This window comes from Mesorhizobium sp. M0217 (genome assembly GCF_040321955.1).
Taxonomy (GTDB): domain Bacteria; phylum Pseudomonadota; class Alphaproteobacteria; order Rhizobiales; family Rhizobiaceae; genus Mesorhizobium.
The window spans coordinates 41,296-63,766 of sequence record NZ_JAMYSN010000029.1 but is presented as its reverse complement, the minus strand read 5'-3'; the positions used below and the strand labels follow the sequence as shown (position 1 = coordinate 63,766).

Annotated in this window: 21 protein-coding genes; 16 read left to right on the top strand and 5 right to left on the bottom strand. The window is 62.4% G+C overall.

All coding sequences use genetic code 11. The features are described from left to right. Positions 1–293: 293 nt before the first annotated feature. Positions 294–1,196 carry a LysR substrate-binding domain-containing protein gene (locus NKJ18_RS28570; protein WP_352760972.1) on the bottom strand — a complete coding sequence of 301 codons (903 nt, stop codon included), beginning with the start codon at positions 1,194–1,196 and terminating at the stop codon, positions 294–296. A gap of 89 nt (positions 1,197–1,285) precedes the next feature. On the opposite strand from NKJ18_RS28570, the gene NKJ18_RS28565 reads away from it, so the two are divergent. The 7 genes from NKJ18_RS28565 to NKJ18_RS28535 all read left to right on the top strand — a co-directional run bounded on the left by NKJ18_RS28565 (position 1,286) and on the right by NKJ18_RS28535 (position 8,661). Then, on the top strand, positions 1,286–2,836 hold the full coding sequence (locus NKJ18_RS28565) for a trimethylamine methyltransferase family protein (RefSeq protein ID WP_023694427.1): 1,551 nt from the start codon (positions 1,286–1,288) through the stop codon (positions 2,834–2,836). A gap of 61 nt (positions 2,837–2,897) precedes the next feature. After that, a complete protein-coding gene (locus NKJ18_RS28560; protein ID WP_352760970.1) occupies positions 2,898–4,547 on the top strand; it encodes an ABC transporter substrate-binding protein in 1,650 nt (549 codons plus the stop codon). Positions 4,548–4,639: 92 nt separating this feature from the next. After that, positions 4,640–5,119, top strand: a complete 480-nt coding sequence (locus NKJ18_RS28555; RefSeq protein ID WP_352669825.1) for a DUF3828 domain-containing protein — start codon at positions 4,640–4,642, stop codon at positions 5,117–5,119. A 97-nt stretch (positions 5,120–5,216) separates the two neighbouring features. After that, a complete protein-coding gene (locus NKJ18_RS28550) occupies positions 5,217–5,507 on the top strand; it encodes a hypothetical protein (protein WP_352760967.1) in 291 nt (96 codons plus the stop codon). 27 nt (positions 5,508–5,534) lie between these two features. Continuing rightward, a complete protein-coding gene (locus NKJ18_RS28545; protein ID WP_027049642.1) occupies positions 5,535–6,500 on the top strand; it encodes a right-handed parallel beta-helix repeat-containing protein in 966 nt (321 codons plus the stop codon). A gap of 433 nt (positions 6,501–6,933) precedes the next feature. Further along, positions 6,934–7,899 carry a right-handed parallel beta-helix repeat-containing protein gene (locus NKJ18_RS28540; RefSeq protein ID WP_023698007.1) on the top strand — a complete coding sequence of 322 codons (966 nt, stop codon included), beginning with the start codon at positions 6,934–6,936 and terminating at the stop codon, positions 7,897–7,899. 159 nt (positions 7,900–8,058) lie between these two features. Beyond that, the gene (locus tag NKJ18_RS28535) at positions 8,059–8,661 is read left to right on the top strand and encodes a YqhG/Tai3 family protein (protein ID WP_352760977.1); all 603 of its coding nucleotides are present in this window, start codon (positions 8,059–8,061) and stop codon (positions 8,659–8,661) included. 219 nt (positions 8,662–8,880) lie between these two features. Here NKJ18_RS28535 and queF read toward each other — a convergent pair whose 3' ends face one another. Further along, positions 8,881–9,342, bottom strand: a complete 462-nt coding sequence (gene queF / locus NKJ18_RS28530) for a preQ(1) synthase (protein WP_023682931.1) — start codon at positions 9,340–9,342, stop codon at positions 8,881–8,883. Between the two features lie 140 nt (positions 9,343–9,482). Between queF and NKJ18_RS28525 the strand changes: the two genes are divergently transcribed. Beyond that, entirely contained in the window at positions 9,483–11,528 is a 2,046-nt protein-coding gene (locus NKJ18_RS28525; protein WP_023734222.1) for an oxidoreductase, read from the top strand. A 220-nt stretch (positions 11,529–11,748) separates the two neighbouring features. Here NKJ18_RS28525 and NKJ18_RS28520 read toward each other — a convergent pair whose 3' ends face one another. Next, complete coding sequence (locus tag NKJ18_RS28520) at positions 11,749–12,156, bottom strand: hypothetical protein (RefSeq protein ID WP_023745497.1); 408 nt, start codon at positions 12,154–12,156, stop codon at positions 11,749–11,751. A 192-nt stretch (positions 12,157–12,348) separates the two neighbouring features. On the opposite strand from NKJ18_RS28520, the gene NKJ18_RS28515 reads away from it, so the two are divergent. Next, positions 12,349–12,753, top strand: coding sequence for a MarR family winged helix-turn-helix transcriptional regulator (locus tag NKJ18_RS28515; protein ID WP_023672921.1), 405 nt, complete (start codon positions 12,349–12,351; stop codon positions 12,751–12,753). A 21-nt stretch (positions 12,754–12,774) separates the two neighbouring features. On the opposite strand, the gene NKJ18_RS28510 is transcribed toward NKJ18_RS28515, so the two are convergent. After that, entirely contained in the window at positions 12,775–14,841 is a 2,067-nt protein-coding gene (locus tag NKJ18_RS28510; protein WP_023672920.1) for a putative bifunctional diguanylate cyclase/phosphodiesterase, read from the bottom strand. A 309-nt stretch (positions 14,842–15,150) separates the two neighbouring features. Here NKJ18_RS28510 and NKJ18_RS28505 point away from each other — a divergent pair, with 309 nt between their 5' ends. Both NKJ18_RS28505 and tdh read left to right on the top strand, forming a co-directional pair. Continuing rightward, positions 15,151–16,338: a glycine C-acetyltransferase gene (locus NKJ18_RS28505; protein WP_023715232.1), complete on the top strand. Its 1,188-nt coding sequence runs from the start codon at positions 15,151–15,153 to the stop codon at positions 16,336–16,338. 169 nt (positions 16,339–16,507) lie between these two features. Continuing rightward, positions 16,508–17,542, top strand: coding sequence for an L-threonine 3-dehydrogenase (gene tdh / locus NKJ18_RS28500; protein WP_023715233.1), 1,035 nt, complete (start codon positions 16,508–16,510; stop codon positions 17,540–17,542). A 224-nt stretch (positions 17,543–17,766) separates the two neighbouring features. Here tdh and NKJ18_RS28495 read toward each other — a convergent pair whose 3' ends face one another. Further along, positions 17,767–18,201: a MarR family winged helix-turn-helix transcriptional regulator gene (locus NKJ18_RS28495; RefSeq protein WP_031198143.1), complete on the bottom strand. Its 435-nt coding sequence runs from the start codon at positions 18,199–18,201 to the stop codon at positions 17,767–17,769. Positions 18,202–18,323: 122 nt separating this feature from the next. Between NKJ18_RS28495 and hmgA the strand changes: the two genes are divergently transcribed. The 5 genes from hmgA to NKJ18_RS28470 are packed head-to-tail and all read left to right on the top strand — an operon-like array spanning position 18,324 to position 22,402. Next, a complete protein-coding gene (gene hmgA / locus NKJ18_RS28490; protein ID WP_023682923.1) occupies positions 18,324–19,637 on the top strand; it encodes a homogentisate 1,2-dioxygenase in 1,314 nt (437 codons plus the stop codon). Between the two features lie 10 nt (positions 19,638–19,647). Next, positions 19,648–20,535, top strand: coding sequence for an MBL fold metallo-hydrolase (locus tag NKJ18_RS28485; protein ID WP_023715235.1), 888 nt, complete (start codon positions 19,648–19,650; stop codon positions 20,533–20,535). Then, complete coding sequence (locus tag NKJ18_RS28480) at positions 20,532–21,545, top strand: fumarylacetoacetate hydrolase family protein (RefSeq protein ID WP_023672913.1); 1,014 nt, start codon at positions 20,532–20,534, stop codon at positions 21,543–21,545. The genes NKJ18_RS28485 and NKJ18_RS28480 overlap by 4 nt, the downstream gene beginning before the upstream one ends. A gap of 12 nt (positions 21,546–21,557) precedes the next feature. Then, a complete protein-coding gene (locus NKJ18_RS28475; RefSeq protein ID WP_023694415.1) occupies positions 21,558–21,854 on the top strand; it encodes a hypothetical protein in 297 nt (98 codons plus the stop codon). Further along, complete coding sequence (locus NKJ18_RS28470) at positions 21,851–22,402, top strand: DinB family protein (protein ID WP_352760961.1); 552 nt, start codon at positions 21,851–21,853, stop codon at positions 22,400–22,402. The genes NKJ18_RS28475 and NKJ18_RS28470 overlap by 4 nt, the downstream gene beginning before the upstream one ends. The last annotated feature ends 69 nt before the right edge of the window (positions 22,403–22,471 follow it).

Sequence of the window (22,471 nt, the reverse complement as noted above, 5' to 3'; positions counted from 1 at the left end):
GGCGTTCCTTCGCGGGAATCAGGTGACGTGAACAATCACCAGCCTGCCATGACCGCCCCCTCTCAGCGAATTTGCAGAACTCTCAGCACACTACCGCACCCCCCCCTCCGGCCTGCCGGCCATCTCCCCCGCAAGGAGGGAGATCAGATGTCACGACGGCTTTCGCCAATCTCCAATGCTTGAAGGGTGACGCGACATATGAACTGCCAATCTCCCCCCTTGCGGGGGAGATGTCCGGCAGGACAGAGGGGGGGTGAAGGAACTCCGCGATAGTGACTACGCTGCAACCGATTTCAAGCCTGCGCCGCCAGCCAGTCCCTGACTTTCCGCGCATTCTCGCTCAACTCCCGGTTCTTCGGCCAAACCACATAGAACGCCTTGCCGGTTCTCAGCACATGATCGGTCACCGGCACCAGCAGCCCCGACGCCAGGAGCCGTTCGGCCAGATGCCGCCAGCCGAGCGCGATGCCCTGGCCCTCCATGACGCCCTGGATCACGAGGCCGTAATCGTTGATGCGCAGGCCGCGCGCGGTGTTGTCGAGGCTGCCGCCCGCTGACTGGAACCATTCGTCCCAGCTAGCCGCCTCGCGGTAGGGCTCCTCGAGGTGGATCAGGCGATGCGTCGCCAGCTCCGCGACGCTCCTTGGCATGCCGAATTTCGCGAGATAGCTGGCGCCAACCACCGGAAAAATCTCCTCGTCGGCCAGCGGCAGCGAATGATAATCGGCCCAGTCGCGCGGTTCGCCGCCGCGAACGGCGAGCGGGATGCCCTCGGCGATGATGTCGAGATCACGGTCGGCGGTCTGGATGCGCAAGTCGATGCCCGGCAGTTCGTCGCGGAACTGCTGCAGGCGCGGCATCATCCAGAACGAGCCGAAGGCGGTCGACGCCGCCAGCGTGACATGGCCGCCGCTCGCCTGCAGGCGCAGATCCTCGGCCGATTTGCGGATATGCGACAGACCGAGCGAGACGTCGGCATGGAAGCGTTCGCCCGCTTCTGTCAGGACGACCTGGCGGTGGCGGCGCTGGAACAGCTGCGCGCCAAGCTGTTCCTCCAACCCGCGCACCGCATAAGAGACGGCGGCCTGCGTCATGCCGAGCTCGCGCCCGGCAGCGGTGAAGCTCGACAGCCGGCCCGCCGCCTCGAAGACGATCAGGCTGCCGGCCGAGGGCAGGAGGTGGCGCAGGCTTCGCATAAGCTGAGCTTATACAAGAGATCAGGATTTTCCAGCATCACATCCATATTTCCTCTCGCTAACTTGGTTGGACGGAATGAGGAGGCTCCATGAACGCACCGGCCACTGAACTGACCGAGCAAACCCACCGCCGCGGCGGCGGTCGCCTCGGACGCAAGGCGCTGAGGAGCGCCCCCGTCACCTCGTTCCCGACGCTGGTCCGCGAGATCCCCACCTACCAGATGGTCCCGGACGAGGCGGTGGAACTGATCCACCAGGAGTCACTCGCCATCCTCGAAGAGGTCGGTTGCGAGTTCCGCGACGACGAGGCGATCGCCATGTGGAAGGCGGCGGGCGCCGACGTGTCCGAGACACGCGTCCGCATCGACCGCGGCCTGCTGATGGAACTGGTCGCGAAGGTTCCGTCCGAATTCACCCTCAATGCGCGTAATCCCGAGCGCACCGTGCGCGTCGGCGGCAAGAACTCCATCTTCGCGCCGATGTATGGCGCGCCTTACGTGCGCGACCTCGACAACAACCGGCGCTATGGCACGCTCGAAGACCTCAACAATTTCCACAAGCTCGCCTACATGGCGCCGGCGCTGCATTCGTCGAGTTCGATCATCTGCGAGCCGATGGAGATCGCGGTGCCGAAACGGCATCTCCACATCATCCATTCGGCGCTGAAGCACTCCGACAAGCCGTTCATGGGCATCGTTACTTCCAAAGACCGCGCCGAAGACACGATGGCGATGGCGGGCATCGTCTTTGGCGAAGATTTCGTTCGCGACAACCCGGTGCTGGTGTCCATTACCAACTGCAACTCGCCGCTGGTGTGGGACGCCACCATGCTGGACGCGATGAAGGTCTATGCGCGCAGCAATCAGCCGCTGATCCTGGCTCCCTTTGCGCTGTGCGGCGCATCGACTTCGGCCTCGGCCGTCGGCGCGGTGGCGCAGGTCAATGCCGAAGCATTGGCCGGCGTCGCTTTCACCCAACTGCTGCGCCCGGGTTCGCCGCAAATCTACGGCCAGTTCATGGTGACGGTCGACATGAAGACCGGCGCGCCGATGGGCGGCACGCCGGAAGCCGCCCAGATGATGTATCTGATGGGCGCGCTGGCGCGGAAATACAAACTGCCCTGGCGAACCTCCGGCTTCCATGTCGGCTCCAAACTCAACGACGCCCAGGCCGGCTATGAATCCAACATGCTGATGCATGCCGCCATCCTCGCCGGCGCCAATTATATCTGGCACTCCGCCGGCTGGTTGGAGGCCGGGCTGACATGCGGCTATTCGAAATTCGCCACCGACTGCGAGCAGCTTGTCGGCTGGTATAAATATGCCGGCGGCCTGCCGTTCGACGATTTCAAGGAGGCCATGGCGGCGATCCGCGAAGTCGGGCCGCAGGGCCATTTCCTCGGCACCCAGCACACGCTCGATCATTACGAGTCGGCATTCTTCATGCCCACCATCATGGATTTCAACTCCTACGAACAATGGAAGGCTGGAGGGGCGAAGGACCACGACACGCGCGGCCGCGAGAAAGCCCGCAACATGCTGGCCGACTATGAAGAGCCGAAGCTCGATGAGGGCATTGCCGAGGGCCTCAGGGACTTTATCGCGCAGCGCGAAGAGAGGCTGCCCGACAGCGTTAGCTAAGAGAACGACGAATGAGTTGATAACGGGCGAAGACCCGATGGGAACCGCAAGGGAGAAAGACATGACACTTTTCAAAAGCAATGGCGATCGCGTGCCAACGGCCATCGAGGCGATGGCGCAAGAGACGCGTGCTGGCCGTATGGACCGGCGCGAGTTTCTTGCATTGGCAAGTGCGTTCGGCGCATCGACGGCGCTGGCCTACGGCATGATCGGCCTTGCCGCGCCGGGACAGGCTTTTGCCGAGGAGCCGAAGAAGGGCGGCACGCTGCACATATCGATGTCGGTCAAGGCCCAAAAAGATCCGCGCACCTATGACTGGGTGGAACTCGCCAACATCTCGCGCTGCTGGCTGGAGCCGCTGGTCCGCTACACCAGGGAATTCACCTTCGAGCCAGTGCTGCTCGAAAGCTGGGACATCAATGACGACGCCACGGAATACACGTTGCTTGTGCGCAAGGGCATCACCTGGAACAATGGCGATGCTTTCAACGCCGATGACGTGGTCTTCAATGTTACCCGCTGGTGCGAGAAAAAGGTCGCCGGCAACTCCATGGCCGCTCGCGTCGGCGGGCTGATCGACGAAAAGTCGGGCAAGGCCAGGGAAGGCGCGATCGCCAAGGTCGACGACAATACGGTCAAGCTGACGCTCAGCGCGCCCGACATTTCGCTGATCCCGAACCTCACCGATTATCCCGCGCTCGTCGTCCACCGCAATTTCGACGCCGAAGGCGCCGACCCGGTCAAGAAGCCGATCGGCACGGGCCCGTTCGAACTGGTCTCCTACGATGTCGGCCAGAAGGCGGTGGTCAAGCGTCGTGAAAACGGCAAGTGGTGGGGTGGTGAAGCGCCGCTCGACAGCGTCGAGTTCATCGACTACGGCACCGACTTCAACGCTTCGATCAACGCCTTCGAATCCGGCGAGATAGACCTCAATTTCGAGACGCCGGCCGACTTCATCGACATCCTGGATAAGATGGGGCTGGAGAAGTCCGAGGTTGCGACGGCAACCACGCTGGTTGCCCGCACGAACGTTACCCACAAGCCCTATGACGACCAGCGGGTGCGCAACGCGCTGCAGATGGCGGTCGACAACAATGCGGTGCTGGAACTCGGCTATGCCGGGCGAGGGACGGTCGGTGAAAACCACCATGTCAGCCCTATCCATCCTGAATATTTCGCGCTGCCCAAGAAGACGCGCGACGCGGCCGGCGCCAAGAAACTGATGGCCGACGCTGGGCAGGCCGATTTCGAGCACGAGCTGATCACCGTCGAGGACGATTGGCAGAAGAACACCGGCGACGCGATTGCCGGCCAACTGCGCGACGCCGGCATCAAGGTCAAGCGCACGGTGCTGCCGGGCTCGACCTTCTGGAACGACTGGACGAAATATCCCTATTCGATGACCATCTGGTACATGCGCCCGCTTGGCGTCCAGGTCCTGGCGCTTGGTTATCGCACCGGCGAGGCCTGGAATGAATCGGCCTATTCCAACCCGGACTTCGACGCCAAGCTGAAGCAGGCGCTGTCGCTGATCGATGTGGAGAAGCGGCGTGAGGTGATGAAGGATGTCGAGCAGATCCTGCAGGATTCCGGCGTCATCATTCAACCCTTCTGGCAGAAGCTCTACAGCCACATGAACAAGAAGGTGAAGAACTACGGCGTCCACCAGACCTTCGAGATGGACCTGCAGAACGTCTGGCTTGATGGCTGAGACGGTGCAGCCGGGGCTTCATGAGCCGCAAAAAAACCGATATGCAGGATGTCTGGTATTGCACCTTGCCGCCAAACGTCCGGAGATCCTGCATGAAACCGATGGTGCTTGCCGCTGTCTTTTCGATTGCCTTGCCAGCGACAGTGCTGGCCGGGCCGGCTTCCAACGCCGTGAAGTTCTTTTATGTGCCCGAGGTGAAATTCGAGGGAGATGCAAAGTACCGCGACCGCTTCACCGAGCCGGTGTCCAAGCTGTTCGATCTCAACGACCAGGCAACGAAGAACAAGCCCGACGAAGTCGCCTGCCTCGACTTCGATCCCGGCCTTGACGCCCAGGATTTCGACCAGAAGTCGATTGCCAAGACATTGAAGCTGGCCGAGACCGTCAATGGCGATACGGCCGAAGTCACCGCCACCTTCAGCCTTTTTGCGGAAGGCGATGATTCTAAACGCGAAATGCTGTGGTCGCTGAAGAAAATCGACGGCAAATGGAAGGTCGCCGACATCACCTCCAAGACCAGCAACTGGACGCTGAGCGCGCTGGAATGCATGCCCGACAAAGCGCCGGAGTGATCCCGACGCGCTGTTCCGGCGTCGCGGCTCGCCAGCATATTGGCAGCATTCAGACATAATCGCCGCCGCCGGATCCAGGCGAGGGTGTATTCGGCCCATGACAGCCGCAATTGTCGCGGCTTGCCGAATCGTGCAACGGTCAGCATCCTGGGTCAGTGATTGTTTTCATGCTGTAACGGCGGTCTCTCAGCGCGACAGCCATAAAATTGCTAAGCAAAATATCGTAACATCCATTGTGATGGTCGCTATATTTTACGGCGATTCAGCAATATTTCTCGGTTGCAGAAAAGCCGGATTTGGAACAGTTGCATCCGCAGGGCTGGTCACATCAGTAGTTGCTTTTTTAGATGTAGCGGGGTATGTTTCCTTGCTCGGCTGCAAGTATTAACTTGCTCAAAATTTGGAGGGTGGGCATATGAAATCGATCACATATCTATTGTCATCAATTCTAGTTGCAATTGTAGTGGCTTGTCTTGCCACGCCGGCGTCCGCACAGGCGACCCGGACATGGGTTTCCGGTGTTGGCGACGACGCCAATCCGTGCAGCCGTACCGCACCTTGCAAGACCTTCGCCGGTGCGATCTCGAAAACCGCCGCCGGCGGCGAAATCAATTGCATCGATCCAGGCGGCTTCGGCGGGGTGACCATCACCAAATCCATGACGATCGCCTGCGAGGACGTTGAGGCGGGCGTGTTGAATGCGTCGGTGAATGGCATCATCGTCAACGCGTTGGCGACCGACATCATCGTTCTGCGCGGTCTCGATATCGACAGCGCGACGGCTGGGCCAGGTCTCAATGGAATCCGGTTTCTTGCCGGCGCCGCCTTGCATGTCGAGGATTGCGTCATTCGCGACAACACGGCTGCGGCGCCGAACGGCAACGGCATTTTGTTCGCACCGTCGGGCACAGCCGAACTTTATGTCAGCAACTCGTTCATCACCGGCAACAATGACGGCATTCATATCCAGCCGACCGCCGGCGGCGTTGCCAAGGTCATCATTGAGAACTCGACCATTGACAACAACAACCTGGCCGGTGTGAAGGCTGACGGCACAAGCAACACGGGCGGCTCCAACACGACGATCGTGAACAGCAGCGTGTCGGGCAACACCAACGCCGGCATCAGCATATTCAATCCGGCTGGTGGGCCGGTGATCAGCATGATGGTTGACGGCGTTGCCGTCGCCAATAACGGCGTGGTCGGCGGGCTGCGTGTCGATGGCGCCAACGCAACCATCCGCGTCGGCCGCTCGACGATCTCCGGCAATGGCACCGGCACGGTCATCGTCAACGGCGGCTTGATCTCGTCCTACGGCACCAACCAGCTCAACGGCAACACTGCTGAAGGTCCCAATCCGCCAACCATCGCGCTGAAATAGCTGCAGGGGTTAACTGTTGATAGCAACGCTTGGCGCGGCAACACCGCGCCAAGTGCATTTTATGGCTGGACGCGCAACCAGCTTGAATGACCGGGCGGGTCCCGGAGTACTGCCACCAGTCCTCTCTGTCGTTGTCGACTGCCAGTCCTGATGACATGATCTCGAGGCAGGACCACGCGAAGTAGGGCGTGGCTGACGGCCAGATTACAAGACGACCGAAATCGATGTCTTGCCAAGGGCGCCCGATTTGTCGGTCCGCTCCACCGGGCTGTCAGTGAGACCATCGCAATCTTCGCGGGGATCGCTTTTGCCGGCCGAGAAACAGAGCCGATTTCAGATTGAATTGTGGTCTAGTTGCTCTTTTGGCTGTGGTGTGTTAGATTTCTATTGCATATCTGCAATAGTAGTTGTTTTCCATTGAGGGGGTGAGAAGATGAATAAAATTGTATACATGGTATCTTCTATTTTAATCGCCATGGTGATGGCTTGTCTTGCCACGCCGGCGTCCGCGCAGGCGCCCCGGACGTGGGTTTCCGGCGTTGGCGACGACGTCAATCCGTGCAGCCGCACCGCACCTTGCAAGACTTTCGCCGGCGCGATTTCGAAAACGGCTGCCGGCGGCGAAATCAATTGCGTCGACCCGGGCGGCTTTGGCGCGGTGACGATCACCAAGTCGATAACGATCGCTTGCGAGGACGTCGAGGCAGGCATATCGAATGCGGGGACGCAAGTGACCATCAACGCGTTGGCGACCGACGTCGTCGTTCTGCGCGGTCTCGATATCGACACAGCGACGGCATCGCCTGGAATCAATGGCGTCCGCTTTCTCGTCGGCGCCGCCTTGCACATCGAGGATTGCGTCATTCGTGGCAACAGCTCTGCGGCGCCGAACGGCAACGGCATCCTGTTCGCACCGTCGGGCGCGTCCGAACTCTATATCACCAATAGCTTCATCACCGGCAACGGCGCGGACGGCGTTCATATCCAGCCGACCGCAGCCGGCGTTGCCAAGGTCATCATCGAGAACTCGACGATCGAGAACAACAACCTGGCCGGCGTGAAGGCTGACGGCACCAGCAACACGGGCGGCTCCAACACGACGATCGTGGATAGCAGCGTGTCGGGCAACACGAATGCCGGCATCAGCATCCTGAATCCGGTCGGCGGGCCTGCGATCAACATCATGGTTGACGGCGTTGCCGTGGCCAACAACGGAGCGGCAGGCGGCCTGCGTGCCGACGGCGCCAACGCGACCATCCGGGTCGGCAGATCGACGATCTCCGGTAATACGACGGGCACGGCCATCGTTAATGGCGGTGTCATATCGTCCTATGGCACCAATCAGCTCAACGGCAACACGGCTGACGGTCCGAACCCGCCAACCATTGCGCAGAAATAGGTTTGCGGATTGCAGCGCTTCGCGCGGGAACCACCCGGGCGAAGCAAGCAATCGAGGGCTTGTTAGCTTCCTCAAAGTCTGCATCTTTGCCGCCAGGCGCCGATGACATGGCTGAACGTTCGGCCGGTATGTGACTGATCGGGCCTGGAGTGATGCGTGATGGCCCATAGCGGTCTTCCGACTTTGTTGACTGTATGCCTGCTGGCAGGATTGAACACGGCTGCCGCTCAAGGGCTGCTCGGTCCGCCACCTGCAAATGCCCCGGCCGAGACAGTGCCGGGCGGCGCAGTACCGCCCGCAAATCCACCCGGGACAGCGGTGGAACCGGCGACACCGCCGGTTGGGTGGCCGCCGGCCGAGCCGGCCGCGCCCGTCCTGGCGGGCTCGCCGACGGCTGTGGTCAAGCCGTTCTACGAACATCTCGGACTGGAGCTCGATCCGACCCAGCGCAAGAACTTCGTCGACCCGGCCAAGACCGTACTCGACAAGAGCGACGCGTTGCGCAAATCCGGGCAGGGCGAATGCCTCGACCCCAACATGGCGCTCGACAATGCCGATTACGACAAGCTTGCGATCGACAAGAGCCTGAAGAGCATCGAGGCCGTCAATGGTGATCAGGCCAAGGTGGTGGTCGCCTTCGTCGTCGAAGGCAACCAGCACCGGCTGGAGTGGAAGCTGAAGAAGGTCGACGGCGACTGGAAGATATCCGATCTGCTTTCGGTGACCGGTGAATGGGCGCTCAGCCAGTATCAGTGCGAATAATGTTGATTGAGGGTCAGCGCCTGCGATCCTTCGCGCCCCCCTCTGTCCTGCCGGACATCTCCCCCACACGGGGGGAGATCAGCAGTTCCAGCGTCTCGCCCGCTCCGCATCATTTGAGATTAGCTAAAGCCTATGTGGCGGCCAATCTCCCCCCGTGTGCGGGAGATGTCCGGCAGGACAGAGGGGAGCGCTGTCCCGCTAAAGTTCCGCAAAATAGCTTCAGCCCCTTCCGCGATAGGGGGCAACGCCGGTGTCGGGCAACCAGGCGCCTTCGGGCGGAGCGCCGGTCTGCCAGAAGACATCGATCGGAATGCCGCCGCGCGGATACCAATAGCCGCCTATGCGCAACCACAGCGGCTTCGTTGCCGCCACAATGCGGCGGCCGATCATCACCGTGCAGTCTTCATGGAAAGCGCCATGGTTGCGAAACGAGGTCATGAACAGTTTGAGCGACTTCGATTCCACGAGCGTGGCATCGGGTGCGTAGTCGATGACGATATGAGCGAAATCCGGCTGTCCGGTTACCGGGCAGAGCGAGGTGAATTCCGGGCAGGTGAAGCGCACGATCGCCGGCGGTCCGTCGCCGCGCTGGAACGGCACGGTCTCCAGGACCGCGGTCTCCGGGCTCTGTGGCGTCTCGACGTGGGCGCCGAGCTGGGTGAGGGTTTTGGTATCGATCATCGTGGTTTTCCTGGGGATTTTCCGCGCTCATTAGCATCGGATCAAAAAGTGTGCAGCGATTTTCGGATAAATTCGATGCTCAAGACAAGAACTGGAGCAGCGCGCGCTGCTCCGACACAAACTGGAATGGCAGGAAGATGATGACCAGCAACGACCCGCTTCTCCAGCCTTACCAGCTCAAACACCTGACGCTGAAGAACAGGGTGATGTCGACCAGCCACGAGCCGGCCTATTCAGAGGACGGCATGCCGAAACAGCGCTACCGGCTCTACCACGCCGAAAAGGCCAAGGGCGGCATGGCGCTGACCATGACGGCGGGCTCGGCGATCGTCTCGCGCGACAGCCCGGCCGCCTTTGGCAATCTGCATGTCTATGACGACCGCATCGTGCCGTGGCTGGCCGAACTGGCGGACGCCTGCCACGAGCATGACTGCAAGGTGATGATCCAGATCACCCATCTTGGTCGCCGCACCGGCTGGAACAAGGCCGACTGGCTGCCGGTGCTGTCGGCTTCGCCGGTGCGTGAGCCGGCGCACCGCGCGTTCCCCAAAACCATCGAGGACTGGGACATCGAGCGCATCGTCGCCGACTATGCGTCGGCTGCGCAGCGCTGCCAGGCCGCCGGCCTCGACGGCATCGAGTTCGAATCCTACGGCCATCTGATGGACGGCTTCTGGTCGCCGGCCACAAACCATCGCGACGACGAGTTCGGCGGTTCGCTCGACAACCGGCTGCGCTTCACCGACATGGTGCTGGATGCCGTGCGGGCGGCGGTCGGCGAAAAATTCGTCGTCGGCATCCGTATGGTCGCCGACGAGGATTTTGACAAAGGCCTGTCGAAGGAGGAGGGCGTTGAGATCGCCCGGCGGTTGGCCGGTTCCGGCAAGGTCGATTTCCTCAACATCATTCGCGGCTCGATCGAGAGCGATGCGGCACTAACCAAGGTCATCCCGGTCGCCGGCATGCGCTCTTCGCCGCATCTCGATTTTGCCGGCGAGGTGAGGGCGGCGACGAAGTTCCCGACCTTCCATGCGGCGCGGATTTCCGATGTCGCCACGGCGCGCCACGCCATCGCCACCGGCAAGCTCGACATGGTCGGCATGACCCGCGCCCATATCGCCGATCCGCACATCATCAAGAAGGTCATGGAAGGCCGCGAGCACGAGATCCGGCCTTGCGTCGGCGCCACCTATTGCCTCGATCGTATCTATGAAGGCGGCGAGGCGCTGTGCGTCCACAATGCCGCGACCGGCCGCGAGGCCGAGATTCCGCATATCATCGTGAAGACCGAAGGGCCCAGGCGGAACGTCGTTGTCGTTGGCGCTGGCGCTGGCGGGCTCGAGGCAGCTCGCGTGATGGCCGAACGCGGCCATCATGTCACGGTGCTTGAAGCCTCCGGTCAGGCCGGCGGCCAGGTTCGGCTGGCGACGCAGAACCCGCGCCGCAAGGAGTTGATCGGCATCATCGACTGGCGGCTGGCCGAACTCGACCGGCTCGGCGTCGGGATCCGCTACGACACCTGGGCCGAGCAGGACGAAGTGCTGGCGCTGTCGCCCGACGTGGTGGTGATCGCCACCGGCGGCCTGCCACAGAACCCGCCGCTGACATCAGGCGACAATCTCGTCACGTCGAGTTGGGACATCATGGCCGGCAGCATCAAGCCGGCGGAGAACGTGCTGCTCTTCGACGACAATGGTGGCCACCAGGGCATGGGCGCGGCGGAGCTGATCGCCAATGCAGGGTCAAAACTGGAGCTGGTTTCGCCGGAGCGCTTCTTCGCCCCCGAAATGGGCGGCATGAACCACGTGCCCTATATGCGCGCCTTCCAGGAGAAGGGCGTCACCATCACCATCAACACCAGGCTGCGCTCGGTACGGCGCGAGGGCAACCAGCTGGTCGCCGAACTCGCCTCCGACTTTGCCGACGGCTGGCGCGGCGAGAGGCGGGTCGACCAGGTGGTGGTCGAGCACGGCACGGCGCCGCTCGACGATCTCTATCTTCAGCTGAAACCGCTGTCGAAGAATGGTGGCGCGGTCGACTATGAGCGGCTGGTCGGCGGCGGCGATATTTTTCCTTCACGCAATCCCGAAGGCGGCTTCGTGCTGTTGCGCATCGGCGATGCAGTCGCCTCGCGCAACATCCATGCCGCCATCTATGACGGCATCAGGTTCGGCTTGCGGGTTTGAGCCTACAAGCCGGCCTACGGCTTGTTCCAAAGCTCGATCTCACCCTTCCGGCGGGCGCAACTCGATCGATCAAAGTGATGGGTGGCGCGCAGCCAAACCTCTGTGCGGAGAGCCACCTTGCACATCCGTCCGAACTGCGCGCCGCGTACGCCATCAGCCGAGAGCCAGGCGACGCACGATGCGGAATGCTTTTCAACCGGGAGGCAACGCGCGGCAGGGCTCAAATCATCCTGGCCGTCGCCATGCAAAGTACGGTGAGTACCAGAAGCCAGGCGGCGATGCGCTCGCCGCGGGCCATTTTGGTGCGCAGCGCCGCTTCCGTTGCGGCGTCCGCGCCGGCAAGCTGCCGGCTGGTCTTGCGGACGACGACGCTGAGAACGCCGGCAGCGGCGAAGGCGGCCAGGATGCCCAGCGCCAGCACCATTTCCATCGAGCCGAAATAGGCGCCGTGGAAGAAATACCAGAGCAGGGCGCCGGTCACGAACACCATGCCGGCCGAGCCCATTTGCGGTCCGATAAAGCGCTCCGCCCTGATCTCGGGGTCGCGGGCAAGCGTGATGGTGGTGCCGGCCCAGAACACACCGGCCATGACGTGAAGGCCGATAACGACGATGTAGACATATTGCATGACCGCTTCCTCCTTGCCCGCCGCCCGTCCTCGGATCCCTGTCGAATGCAGGATGATACGAACTCGGCAGATCGACACGCATGATAGTTAGGTATCAAATGGTTCGATGTCAATGTATAATGCCGCGTTCCATCGCTCGGCGCCTTGTTCTACTGTCGGCGCATGACTCCCTTTGACCGTCCGCCAATCGGCATGAATCTCGCGCGCACCTCCAAGCTGGTGGCGCAGGCATTTGACGCCGCTTTGGTCGAGGCCGGGGGCACGCTGCCGGTGTGGCTGACCTTGCTTTCGGTCAAGTCGAGCGAGCTTGCCAACCAACGCGAACTTGCCGGCATGATCGGCATCCAGGGCGCCACGCTCACCCACCATCTCAACGCCATGGAGGCGCAAGGCTTGCTGACGCGCCGCCGCGATCCGGACAACCGCCGGGTTCATCTGGTCGAACTGACGCAGGCGGGCGAAACGATGTTCCTGAAGCTGCGGGCGGCGGCTCTCATCTTCGACAAGCGGCTGCGCGCGGGATTGCCGGACGACAGGCTGGCGGAGTTCGCCGAGGTGCTGGCGGCATTGCGGGCGAATGTCGCGCCGGCCAAATGACCGGCACCGGTGGGCAATAGTCTAGGCTAAATTGCCCTGAAGCACCTTAAGCTTGGCTTTCTTCGGGCTGCGCGCCAGCAGCCATTCGCGCGCTTTGTCCTGCGGCATCGGGAAGGCGATGGAATAGCCCTGCACCTGGTCGCAGCCGATTGCCATCAGCGAATCGAGCTCGGCTTCGGTTTCCGCGCCCTCGGCGACGATCGAAATGCCGAGACCGCGCGCCAGCTCGGTGATGGCGCGCACGATCTTGGTGTTGTCGCCATTCTCGTTGATGTTCTGGACGAAGCGGCGGTCGATCTTCAGCCGGTCGATCTCGTTGGGATTGACGTGGCTGAGCGAGGCATAGCCGGTGCCGAAATCGTCGAGCTCAAGATGGACGCCAGCAGCGCGGATGTGGCGCAGCTTCGCCGCGATGCCCGTCTTCTCGTCGTCGAGAATGACGGATTCGACGATTTCAAGCGACAGTTTCTGCGGCGCCAGGCCGGCCTTTTCCAGCGTCGCGAACAGGAAGCGGTCGAAGTCGGGTTCGCGCAGCTCGGTGCCGGACACGTTGACGGCGAGCCGGCCGAAGGCAATGCCGGCGCGATCCCATTCGGCTGCTTGCTCGATCGCCTTCGTAAAGACTATGCGGCCGATCTCGGGCATGAAGCCGCATTTTTCGGCGACCGGAATGAACTCGCCCGGCGCAATCATGCCGCGCTCGGCATGCTTCCAGCGCACCAGCGCCTCGATGCCGCTGATGGCGCCGTTGCTCAGCGACACCTGCGGCTGGAAATAGACCTGGAAGGCGTTCTCCGAAATGGCGACCTTGATGTCGTGCTCGAGCTGCTTGCGGTAATCGAGTTCGCGCCTGAGTTCCTCGGAGAAGAACGAGAAGCTGCCGCCGCCGAGCTTCTTGGCGGAATAGAGCGCGAGGTCGGCGTGGACGAGCAGATCCTCGGCATTGTCGGCGTCGATGGGATAGACGGCAATGCCGGCGCTGGCCCCCGGAAGGATGGTCGTGCCCTGGAAGGTAATCGGCTCGTTGATCTCCTCCAGGATGCGACGGGCCAGCATGTTGATGTCCTCGGGGCCGCCGGCGCCATTGAGGATCATCACGAATTCGTCGCCGCCAAGGCGCGCGCACAGATCCGACGCGCGGCAGGAATCACGCATGCGCTGCGCGGTGACGACCAGAACATAGTCGCCTGCGGCGTGGCCGAGCGTGTCGTTGATCTGCTTGAACCGGTCGAGGTCGAGCTGGATGACCGCCAGCCTCTCACGCCGGCGATGCGCGCCCTTGATCAGCGTTTCGAAGTGGTCGGTCAGGAAGGTGCGGTTGTGCAGGCCGGTCAGCCCGTCATGTACGGCGATGAAGGCCATCGAGTTGCGGGCATCGACAAGCTCATGGGTCTTGCGCAGGATCGCCTTCGACATCGGCCGGAAGATGAAAAGCGCCACCAGCACGATGACGCCGATGGTGGCGTAGAACAAGGTGCGGTGGAGATCGAGGAGCTTTTCCGACCGCTCGTCGGCAAATGCGGCGATGCGTTGGCCGAGCGCGGCATAACCCGACAGCGTCGCATTGGCGACGGAAGCATCGAGATTGACGCGCTCGCCGCCGCCCTTGTAGGCGGCATTGCCGGAGAGCTGGGATTCGAAGGACGAGATCAGCCTTTCGCCATTGGCGACCAGCCCGACCGAGAAATAGTCGAGGTGGAACGGCTTGCCGTAGAGCACGCTCTCGATCGACTTTGGATCGGACAATGCTGGCGACAGTGGGTCGGCTCCCGTCTGTTTGAGCAGCAGGTCGTAGTTCGTCTCGAACTCGGCGGTCGCCTGTTTCAGCGCGGCAACCAGGGCCGGCTGCTTGTCACGCGCGGCGGAGCCGGTTGCGCTGGTCAAAAAGACAATGCGCTGCGACAGCGCCTTCTGGGTGCTGACGATGTCGAGCAGAGTATGGTTGTGCTGTTGCGCCGCCATCATCTGCTGCAGCAGGATGAAGGAGGCCATCACCATGGCGGCGATGATCAGCAGCGCCAGCCAGTAGCCGCTCTTGATCAGCAGGATGAGTTTGCCCGAGACGGTTTGCGCCGGCTGCTGCGACATATTCTAGGTGACCCCTCGGTCGACGGATTTCTGCCACCGATTCGTGGCAAGAACACCATTGCCTTGAAAGGGTTAACAGGTCTGGAAGCCGGCGGAACTGCTGCTTCCGCAGTAAACGAAAGCTGCCGAGATGGTTATCATGTTATTTCGCGGCATGGCCGTATTCGCGTGCCTGCTACTCCAGCATGCTGGCCATGCGATCGGATCGCGCCAGGGTTGAGGCAGCCGCGCCACCGAAGCGGTCGCTTTTGCGGTGGATTTTTAGTGCGCGTAGCGCGACAGTCGCGCCAATCTCAACAGGACCTGATCATGAGCGCGGCATTCCTCTCCCATATCGACAACGAACTGCAAGGGCTGAAATCCGCCGGGCTCTACAAATCCGAGCGGGTGATCACCTCGACCCAGTCGGCTGAGATCGAAGTCGGCGGCGACAAGGTGCTGAACTTCTGCGCCAACAACTATCTCGGCCTCGCCGACAGCGCCGAGTTGCGCACCGCGGCCAAAGGCGCGCTCGACCGCTACGGTTACGGCATGGCCTCGGTGCGCTTCATCTGCGGCACGCAGGAAGAGCACAAGCAGCTTGAATCAACGATTTCATCCTTCCTCGGCCTGGACGACACCATCCTTTACGGCTCCTGCTTCGACGCCAATGGCGGCCTGTTCGAAACGCTGCTCGGCGAGGAGGATGCGATCATCTCCGATGCGCTGAACCATGCCTCGATCATCGACGGCGTGCGGCTGTCGAAGGCCAAGCGCTTCCGCTATGCCAACAACGACATGGCCGACCTCGAAGCGCGGCTGAAGGAGGCGAAAGACTGCCGCTTCCGCCTGATCGCCACCGACGGCGTGTTCTCCATGGACGGCATCATCGCCAATCTGAAAGGCGTCTGCGACCTCGCGGAAAAGTACGGCGCCATGGTGATGGTCGACGACAGCCATGCCGTCGGCTTCGTCGGCAAGAACGGCCGCGGCTCGGCCGAGCATTGCGGCGTCGAGGGCAGGGTGGATATCATCACCGGCACGCTCGGCAAGGCGCTCGGCGGCGCCTCCGGCGGCTACACCTCCGGCAAAAGCCAGGTCGTCGACTGGCTGCGCCAGCGTTCGCGGCCTTATCTCTTCTCCAACACGCTGATGCCGGCGATTGCCGGCGCTTCCATCAAGGTGTTCGAGCTGATCCGCAATGGCGACGCCCTGCGCGAACGCCTCTATGCCAATGCGGCGCGCTTTCGCTCCGAAATGGGCAAGCTCGGCTTCACGCTGGCCGGCGCCGATCATCCGATCATTCCGGTGATGCTGGGCGATGCCAGCCTGGCGCAGGAAATGGCGGCGCGCATGCTGAAGCGCGGCATTTATGTCATCGGCTTTTCCTTCCCGGTGGTGCCGAAAGGCCAGGCGCGCATCCGCACGCAGATGTCGGCGGCGCATTCCAGCGCCGACATCGACCGCGCCGTGGCAGCGTTCGCGGCGGTCGGCAAGGAACTGGGCGTGATTGGCTGAGAGTTTTACCCTCCCCCTTTGTGGGGAGGGTCGACTTCCGACCGCTTGCGAAGCAAGCGGGCGGGAGGCGGGGTGGGGGTCTGCAGGGTCACGACCTCCGCCAGTTTTTGACCCCCACCCGGCCCTTCGGGCCACCCTCCCCACAAGGGGGAGGGTAAGGAGTTGTAGCATGTCGAACATGATGAAGGCGCTGGTGAAGGCCAAGGCCGAACCGGGCATCTGGATGGAAGAGGCACCGGTGCCGGAGATCGGCCCCAACGACGTGCTGATCAAGGTCAAGAAGACGGCGATCTGCGGCACCGACGTCCACATCTACAATTGGGACCAGTGGGCGCAGAAGACCGTGCCGGTGCCGATGGTGACCGGCCATGAATTCGTCGGCACGGTGGCCGATTTCGGCGCTGCGGTCACCGAATACAAGGTCGGCCAGCGTGTCTCCGGCGAAGGTCACATCGTCTGCGGCCATTGCCGCAATTGCCGCGCCGGCAGGGGGCATCTCTGCCGTAACACGCTCGGCGTCGGCGTCAACCGCCCCGGCGCCTTCGGCGAATATCTGGCGATCCCGCAGCACAATGTCGTGCCGATCCCCGACGATGTGCCCGACGAGATCGCCGCGATCTTCGATCCCCTGGGCAATGCCGTCCACACCGCTCTGTCCTTCGACCTGGTCGGTGAAGACGTTCTGGTCACCGGCGCCGGGCCGATCGGCATCATGGGCGCGCTCGTTGCCCAATGTGTGGGGGCGCGAAAAGTCGTCATCACCGACATCAACCCGGTGCGGCTGGCGCTGGCCAAAAAGCTCGGCGTCCAGCATGTCGTCGACGCCTCGAAGGAAAAGCTTAGGGATGTCATGCCGGCGCTCGGCATGACCGAAGGTTTTGACGTCGGCCTGGAAATGTCGGGCGCCGCGCCCGCCTTTCGCGACATGATCGACACCATGAACAATGGCGGCAAGATCGCCATTCTGGGCATCGCGCCGACCGGCTTCGAAATCGACTGGAACAAGGTCATCTTCAAGATGCTGCACTTGAAGGGCATCTACGGCCGCGAAATGTTCGAGACCTGGTACAAGATGATCGCCCTGGTGCAGGGGCCGCTGGATGTGTCGGGTCTGATTACGCACCGCATTGGGATCGACGATTTCCAGACAGGGTTCGATGCGATGAGGAGCGGCAGTTCGGGTAAGGTGGTGATGGATTGGTAGGCGCAGAGGCACGTTCTAGCTGGAGAAGCCGGCGGGACAGCACCCCCCTCTGGCCTGCCGGCCATCTCCCCCGCAAGGAGGGAGATTGGCAGCTTTGACGGCTCGCCAACCTCTGCAACATTGGAGATTGGCGAAAGCCTTCGCGACATCTGATCTCCCCCCTTGCGGGGGAGATGTCCGGCAGGACAGAGGGGGGTGTGAAGGATCACGGCGGAGCAGATTCTTTATTCACCCAACGCTCCCTCCAGCGCCGCCACGCCGCTCACAATCGCTGTCCGCTCCTCTGTGCTCAGCCTCTCCAGCAACTCCCGTTCAAACGCCCTCGCCAGCGGCACCATCTCTTGATAGGCGGTCAGCCCGGCCTTGGTCAGCGCCAAATGATCCACACGCCGATCATTCTCGTCCGGCGTGCGCGTCAGCCAGCGCCGCCGCTCAAGCTCCGCCACCGCCCGCGAAACCTTGGTCTTGTGCATGGCCGACTGCTCGCCGAGCGCCGTCGCGGTCATCGTGCCGCGCTGTCCGAGCCCTGACAGCGTGCGCCATTCCGGCCGCGTCAGGCCGTGGCGGTCGCGGTAGATTTTTGAAAATTCGCGGCTGACGGCGTCGGCCAGCCGGTAGAGCCGATAGGGCAGGAAGCTTTCGAGTTCGAGGATTTCCATCTGCACCATGGATGCGGCATTCGCCCGTTGATAGTTACATTTTCGATGGTTACAAATGAAACCAGTTTGGTCAACATCGCCGGCAAGCAGCGCTTCGCGGGGCCGGGATCAGGGAGGATCGGATGACCTTTTCCTACATGCCGGGCTTCGGCAACGACTTCGAAACCGAGACGCTGCCCGGCTCGCTGCCGCAGGGGCGGAACTCGCCGCAACGGCCGGCTTACGGGCTCTATGCCGAACAGCTATCGGGCTCGCCCTTCACCGCGCCGCGCGGCACCAATGAGCGCTCCTGGCTCTATCGCATCCGGCCGAGCGTAAAACACACCGGCCGCTTCAAGGCGGTGAGCTATCCCTTGTGGAAGACCGCCCCCAATGTCGGCGACCACGAACTGGCGCTCGGGCAGTATCGCTGGAGCCCGGTGCCGATGCCGAGTGAGCCGACCGACTTCATCGCCGGCATGCGCACCATCACCACTGCCGGAGATGTGCTGGGCCAAAGCGGCATGGCCGCGCATGTCTATGTCGCCAACCGATCGATGGTCGACGATCATTTCTTCAATGCCGATGGCGAGTTGCTGATCGTCCCCCAGGTCGGCGCCTTGCGCTTCGTCACCGAGATGGGTGTCATCGAGCTGCGGCCCGGCGAGATCGCCGTGCTGCCGCGCGGGCTGGTGTTCAAGGTCGAGCTCATCGACAAGGAAGTGCGCGGCTATGTCTGCGAAAACTACGGCGCCAAGCTGACGCTGCCCGACCGCGGCCCGATCGGCGCCAACTGCCTGGCCAATCCTCGCGATTTCAAGACGCCTTGCGCCTGGTTCGAGGAGAAGGAAACGCCGTGCCGGCTGACGGTGAAATGGTGCGGCAATTTCAACGTCACCGAGATCGGCCATTCGCCGCTCGACGTCGTCGCCTGGCACGGCAACTATGCGCCCTACAAATATGATCTGGCGACGTTTTCGCCGGTCGGCGCCATCCTGTTCGACCATCCCGATCCGTCGATCTTCACCGTGCTGACGGCGCCGAGCGGCGAGGAGGGCACCGCCAATATCGACTTCGTCATCTTCCCGCCGCGCTGGCTGGTGGCGGAAGACACGTTCCGGCCGCCCTGGTACCACCGCAACATCATGAGCGAGTTCATGGGCCTGATCCATGGCCAGTACGACGCCAAGGAAGAAGGCTTCGTGCCCGGCGGCATCAGCCTGCACAATCTGATGCTGGCCCACGGCCCCGACGCACCTGGCTTCGAAAAGGCCTCGCGCTCCGAGCTGAAACCGGTCAAGCTCGACAACACGATGGCCTTCATGTTCGAGACCCGATTCCCGCAAATGCTGACCCGCTACGGCGCCGAGCTTGAAACAAGGCAGGACAATTACATTGACTGCTGGACCGACCTGAAGAAGCGCTTCAATGGCACGCCGGAGGGCGACTGGTCTTGAGATCAGCTCGATGAGCGACCGGCTGGTGCTTCTCGGCTCGAAAGGCGGCCCGGCATTGCGGTCGGGCGGGCCGTGGCCGAGTTCGTCGCTGCTGGAGCTTGGCGGGCGGACCATCGTCGTCGATTGCGGGCTGGGTGTCACGCGTGGCCTGGTCGATGCCGGCGTCAGCCTGAAGGCGCTCGACCTGATCTTCGTCACCCATCTGCATTCCGATCATGTGCTGGAACTGGGGGCGCTGCTCCACACCGCCTGGACCGCCGGTCTGGCCAATCCGGTGACGTTGTTCGGACCGCCCGGCACCGGGCATTACTGGCGGCGCTTCTGCCAGGCGATGGAGTTCGACATCGAGATCCGAATCGTCGACGAAGGCAGGCCGGACATTCGCGAAATGGCTTCGATCGTGGAATTCGGCGAGGGCGAGATTTTTGCGCAGCGCGGCCTGAAGGTCTCGGCACTGCGCGTCGACCATCCGCCGGTCACGGACTGTTTCGCGCTGCGTTTCGACCACGCTGGCAAAAGCATCGTCTTCTCGGCCGACACAGCCTTCTTTCCGCCGCTCGCAGGCTTTGCCCGAAATGCCGACATTCTCGTCCATGAGGCCATGCTGGAAGAAGGCATCGAGCGGCTGGTCGCCAGGACCGGCAATGGCGCGCGGCTGAAAGAGCATCTGCTTGCCAGCCACTCATTTGCCGAGCAGGCAGGTCGCATCGCCAGCGATGCCGGGGTGAAGAGGCTGGTGCTCAACCACCTCATTCCGGCCGATGATGCCGCGATCGGCGAGGCCGACTGGGAGGCGGCCGTCAGGAAATCGTGGGCGGGTGACTTGACGATTGCCCGCGACGGCCTTGTTGTGAACTTAGACGGCGCCAAAGCCGCATTAGGAGAGGAAACCGCATGAAGCTTGCCACATTGAGGGACGGGACGCGCGACGGAAAGCTTGTCGTCGTCTCGCGCGACCTGACGCGCTTCACCGACGCCTCGTTCCTGGCGCGCACGCTGCAGGCGGCACTCGACGACTGGCAGCGGATTTCGCCGCACCTGGCGACGATCGCCGAATCGCTGGAGAACAATGCGGTGCCGTCGGCACGCTTCCATGAGCATGACGCCCATTCGCCGCTGCCGCGCGCCTATCAATGGGCCGATGGTTCTGCCTATGTGAACCATGTCGAGCTGGTGCGCAAAGCCCGCGGCGCCGAGATGCCGGCAAGCTTCTGGACCGATCCGCTGATCTACCAGGGTGGCTCGGATTCCTTCATCGCGCCGCGCGAGCCGATCCGCACGGCGGACGAAGCCTTCGGCATCGACATGGAGGCGGAAGTCTCCGTCATCGTCGACGATGTGCCGATGGGCGCCAGCCTCGACCAGGCGCGCGCCGCCATCCGGCTGGTCATGCTGGTCAATGATGTGACGCTGCGCGCGCTCACCGGACCCGAGCTCGCCAAGGGGTTTGGCTTCTTCCAGTCGAAGCCGTCCTCGGCTTTTTCGCCGGTGGCGGTGACGCCGGACGAACTCGGCGACGCCTGGGATGGCGGCAAGGTCAACCTGCCTCTGCTCGCCGACGTCAACGGCAAGCCGTTCGGCCGTGCCAATGCCGGCGTCGACATGACCTTCGACTTCCCGGCGCTGATTGCCCATGCCGCAAAGACACGGCCGCTGGTTGCCGGCACCATCATCGGTTCCGGCACCGTCTCCAACAAGCTGGATGGCGGGCCGGGCAAACCGGTGGCGGCCGGCGGCGCCGGCTATTCCTGCATCGCTGAACTGCGCATGATCGAGACCATTGAGTCTGGCGAGCCCAAGACGCCGTTCCTGCGCTTTGGCGATACGGTGCGTATCGAGATGAAGAATAAAAGCGGAAACTCGATCTTCGGCGCCATCGAGCAGAAGGTCGAGAAGTCCCAGGCATAAGAGGGGGCAATAGTGACGGGAGAGGCGTTCTACCTGCTGGCCGGCGTCTGGGCGTTGGCCATTCTGGTGGTCTTCATCCAGGCGATCCGGCTGAGCTACCGCATCGAGGCGCGCTCGCCCGATCTGACCAACCGCAGCGGCTACCCGCGCAAGGCGATGATGTTCCACACCATCACCAACACCAATGTGGCGCGGGACGAGGAGACGCAGGCGATGCGGCGGCGCATGAACCGGCTGCTGCTGATCGTTGTCGCCGGCTTCGCGGTGATGGCGGCTGGCATTGGCCTGATCAGACGAATGAACGCGTGACCCTGCTCGAGCATTTCAGCCGCATGGCCGGCAACAATCTCTGGTCGAACGACCGGCTCTATCGGGCCGTGCTGCAGCTAAAGCCCGGCGAATTCGAAGCCGAACGCACCAGCTTCTTCCCGTCGATCAAGGCAACGCTCAACCACATCCTCGCGGTCGATCATCTCTATCTCGATTTCCTTGAGGAGGGCGGCGTCGGCGCGGCCGCCCATGACGATTACGTGCCGTTCGATGACCCGCAGGCGCTGTTTGCCGCTCAGGTCGCGGCCGACTGGCGCCTGATCGCCTTTTGCGAGAAGCTGTCGGAAGCGGATGTCGACCGTCAGGTCATCACCGACCGGCGCGAGGACGGCATGATCCCGGAAAAGATCGGCGACATCCTCGGTCATGTCTTCCTGCACGACATCCACCATCGCGGCCAGGTGCACGCGATGCTCTCGGGCAGCTCGGTCGCGCCGCCGCAGCTGGACGAGTTTTTGCTCGATTATGATTTGAAGGTGAGGAAAGGAGAGGTCGAGCGGTTGGGATTGAGTCGTCGGATCGTCTGAAACCACCTTGGTTCGCCCACATTTCGCCGATGTTGGTAGCGATCTTGTCGTAGCCTTTTTGCTGGCCCC